Here is a 557-nt window from a genome sequence, read left to right as displayed (position 1 = left end):
TGATCTTCCAGTATTCGTCCGTGATGAACTTCTCGATCTCGCGTTCGCGGTCCACGATGAGCTTCACGGCGACGGATTGCACGCGGCCCGCGCTCAAGCCGCCGGCCACCTTCTTGCCGAGCAGGTTGCTTAGCGGGAAGCCGACGACGCGGTCCATGGCGCGGCGGGCTTCTTGCGCCGCCACGAGCTTCGTGTTGATCTCATCCGGCTTCGCGAGCGCGTCCTGCACCGCGTTCTTCGTGATCTCATTGAAACGAACGCGGAACGTGCGTTTCGGATCGAGGTCGAGTTCGTCCGCGATGTCGCGGGCGATCGCTTCGCCTTCGCGGTCGGGGTCGCTCGCCAGAAGCACGCGGCCGGCGCGGTCCGCTTCGCGTTTCAGTTCATTGAGAATGTCCTGGCTGGAGCGCCGCTTGCGGCCGCCTTCCTCTTTCTTCTCGTCCACGGCGTAGCGTAGCTTCCAGCCGTCCTTGATGCGGATGCCGGCGACTTCTTCACCTTTGAGCTTCCGCGCCGAAAGGTCGCGGACGTGCCCGTAGCTGGCGAGCACGTGGAAG

General features: G+C 64.1%; 1 protein-coding gene. It reads right to left on the bottom strand.

The annotated features are described in order from the left end of the window. On the bottom strand, positions 1-557 hold a 557-nt coding region (locus JNK62_04800; GenBank protein ID MBL8158823.1), incomplete at both ends, for a DNA topoisomerase I.

It is taken from the genome of bacterium (assembly GCA_016789445.1).
Lineage (GTDB): Bacteria > Patescibacteriota > Minisyncoccia > Phycocordibacterales > UBA2100 > UBA10103.
The sequence above is the reverse complement of the archived record's forward strand: the minus strand, read 5'-3'. Positions and strand labels throughout refer to the sequence as shown.